Here is a 3041-nt window from a genome sequence, read left to right as displayed (position 1 = left end):
GGCTCCGCCGGGACCGCCCGGTTGAACTCCTCAGTCTCCTCAGGGCCCGGCACCCCGGTGCACCCCGCGAGAACGGCGGCGGCGATGAGGACGGCGAACGCCAGCGCGGTATAGATGGCTCTCTGCATATTCACCTCTCTCGCATTGTCCCTTATGTTACTACCGCCCGCCGGAACGTCCGCCGGGCGAGGACGTACATCACTGCCGCGAAGACCGCGAGGTACGCGAACGAGAGGAGGATATCGGTCGGGGTGTAGGAGTACTCTGCCCCGACGGCGAAGAACTCGCTCCCGAGGGTGAAGTAGCGGACCCCGTTGACCAGGTGGGTCAGGGGATTGTAGATCGAGAGGGCCTGCAGGAGCGGCGGGAACGCCTGGATCGGGTAGAGGGCGTTTGAGACGAAGAAGAGCGGCAGGGTGAGGAGGGTGATGATCCCCTGCAGCCCTTCGGGGCTCTCGAGGCGCATCGAGATATTCGAGGAGAAGAGGAGGAACCCGAGCGAGAAGGCTCCGACGAACGCGAAAATCCCGAGGATCGAGACGGCGATCCGGGCAGGTGAAAACCCGGGGAAGAACTGCACCCCGAGAAGGAGCCCGAACGCCATGATGATCGCCACCTGGATGAACGACTTCGTCATCCCCGAGAGGCTCACCCCCATCATGATATGGGTCCGGGGCATGGGGCTTGCGAGCATCTCCCGCATCAGCCCCCAGTTCTTATCGAAGAGGAGGCTGATGCCGCCAAAGAGGCTCGTAAAGAGGGTCGTCATCGCGATCACCCCGGCGGCCATGAAGGTGAGGTAATCGACCGGGACGGCGCCCGGAGGGACCGGGATGGCGGAGGTGAACCGGTTGAAGTTTGAGGACATCGCAACACCAAAGAACGCCATCCAGAGCGCCGGTTGCAGGAGCGACGAGAAGAGCTGCGTCCTGAACCTGACAAACCTGATCATCTCCCGCCAGTAGACGGTGAGAAACTCCCATGCCACCTCCTGCTCACGCTCCCGTATCGCGCAGTTCCCTGCCGGTGTAGTGGACGAAGACGTCGTCCATCGTCGGTTTCTTGAGGTTCACGCTCGCGATATCGATACCGGCGCCGCGCACCCGTTCGACGATCCGCGGGAGGCAGTGGCTCCCGTCGGCCGATATCGTGATCGAGAGGCCGCGGGGCGACTCGGTGATCGACCGGATCTCCCTGACCCCGAGGAGGGTCTCCCGCGCCTTCGCATCGTCCCCGGTCTCCAGGTAGACGACATCCTCACCGAGGGTGTTCTTCAGTTCCTCAGGGGTGCCGGAGATGATGATCCTGCCGTGGTCGATGATGCTGATCCGGTCGGAGAGCATATCGGCCTCCTCCATGTAGTGCGTCGTCAAAAAGATCGTCGTCCCGGCCGCGTTCACCTGCCTGATGTAGTCCCACATCCGCATCCGGGTCTGGGGGTCAAGCCCCTGCGTCGGCTCGTCCAGGAAGAGGACTTCCGGCCTGGTCATCAGCCCGCGTGCGATCTCGAGCCGCCGTTTCATGCCGCCCGAGAGGTTCTTTGTCCGCTCGTTCCGTTTGGCCTCAAGTTCCACGACCGTGAGCATATCGTCGATCCGGCGTCTCCGCTCATCGCGGGGGATCGAGTAGAGCCGTCCGTGGAACTCCATCGTCTCCCAGACGGTGAGGTCGCGGTCCAGCACCTCGTCCTGAAAGACGATGCCGATGGACTCCCTGACCCTCTCCGGCTCCCGTGCGACGTCGTAGCCGGCCACCCGCACCGTGCCCCGCTGGATGGGGAGGAGCGTCGTCAGGATGTTGATGGTGGTGCTCTTGCCCGCGCCGTTGGGGCCGAGGAAGGAGAAGATCTCGCCCCTTCGAACGCTGAAACTGATGCCGCGCACCGCCTTAACGCCGTTGAACGCGTGTTCGAGGTCTCTCACCTCGATGATATCATCCTCTCCCATCGGTCGCCACCCCGGTCTCCTTCCGACGCGTGCTGTACCTTCATGCGCGGTGTTCTCATATTTCCCTTTCCCCTCCGGGATGCAGCGATCCCCACGGTCCCCGCGTTTCGCCTTTCCCCCGAATTCCGTGCGACAAATGCCTCCGGCAACCCCTGATGAGCCCGCCCGGATAGATACCCTGAAATACCGGAACCATCCCATTCCCTCTCCAGCAACTATGTGCGGCTGCAGTCTGCTCACCTGTACCGGCGGCCCCGGCATACCGGCGAGGAAGGAGCGGAGGCTCCCCCTCCTCGTCCTCGCCGTGCTGGTGCTTGCCGCGGCCATAACTCCTTCCGCGGCCGCCGCCGGTCTCAACCTGACCCCGGCTGAGGTGGACCTCCTCTTTGCGATGCGGGAGTATACCCTGACCTACAACGGGTACGCCGGCCGGCTGCCGGGGTGGGTGACCGGCCCCTTCGCGGACGAGAAGGTCAACCTCCGCGTCGAGTCCCCGGACGGCGTGATGGTCATCGGGATCACCTTCCATGACCGGAGGATTGTGCTCTTCGACGCAAAAGGCTGCCCGGCCCCGATCGCCACGGTGACCACCGACCGGGCGACGGTGGAGGAGGTCATGGCGTCAGACCGGCCGTTTGATGCGTTCCGTGCAGGGGTGCGGAACGACGCGATCAGGATCGAGGGCAACACCCTGCTCGGGACGTTGCGGTGGGGCATGGTTGGGTTCGGGCTCCGGGTGATGGATATCATCGGATTGTGAGCGCAAAGAAGCAAAAACCCTGTCTCTGATATCGAGGGGATGTTCATGCGAAAGTTCACGTGCACCACAGCCTCACACGGAGCACATCCCAAAAGTGCCCTGCGACCGGATACCCACACGGTTCAGAGCATGTTGACGCATGTTCGCAAAGAATTGAGCAATAGCCGGCGTCAAAAGCGCTGATGCGACTTGCCATCGGGTATTGTCTCGTGGGGGGAAGACCGGGAGGGGGCTCGCCCCATTGGCGTGAACGCAACCATGCATGCACTGCGTTCCGGGTTGGCTATCGGCGAGGTGCAAGTTCTGTTGAACTCCCATGTCGGTTCTGGTGGACG

Annotated in this window: 3 protein-coding genes; 1 reads left to right on the top strand and 2 read right to left on the bottom strand. The window is 63.1% G+C overall.

What is annotated here, in order from left to right; translation table 11 throughout:
- Positions 1-151: 151 nt before the first annotated feature.
- On the bottom strand, positions 152-988 hold the full coding sequence (locus tag BP858_RS11405) for an ABC transporter permease (RefSeq protein ID WP_062261111.1): 837 nt from the start codon (positions 986-988) through the stop codon (positions 152-154).
- Between the two features lie 7 nt (positions 989-995).
- Positions 996-1946: an ATP-binding cassette domain-containing protein gene (locus tag BP858_RS11400; protein ID WP_286879528.1), complete on the bottom strand. Its 951-nt coding sequence runs from the start codon at positions 1944-1946 to the stop codon at positions 996-998.
- Between the two features lie 217 nt (positions 1947-2163).
- Between BP858_RS11400 and BP858_RS11395 the strand changes: the two genes are divergently transcribed.
- Complete coding sequence (locus BP858_RS11395; RefSeq protein WP_286879527.1) at positions 2164-2706, top strand: hypothetical protein; 543 nt, start codon at positions 2164-2166, stop codon at positions 2704-2706.
- Positions 2707-3041 lie beyond the last annotated feature (335 nt).

The organism is Methanoculleus sp. UBA413 (assembly GCF_002502935.1).
In the GTDB taxonomy this organism is placed as follows: Archaea; Halobacteriota; Methanomicrobia; order Methanomicrobiales; family Methanoculleaceae; genus Methanoculleus; species Methanoculleus bourgensis.
The sequence above is the reverse complement of the archived record's forward strand: the minus strand, read 5'-3'. Positions and strand labels throughout refer to the sequence as shown.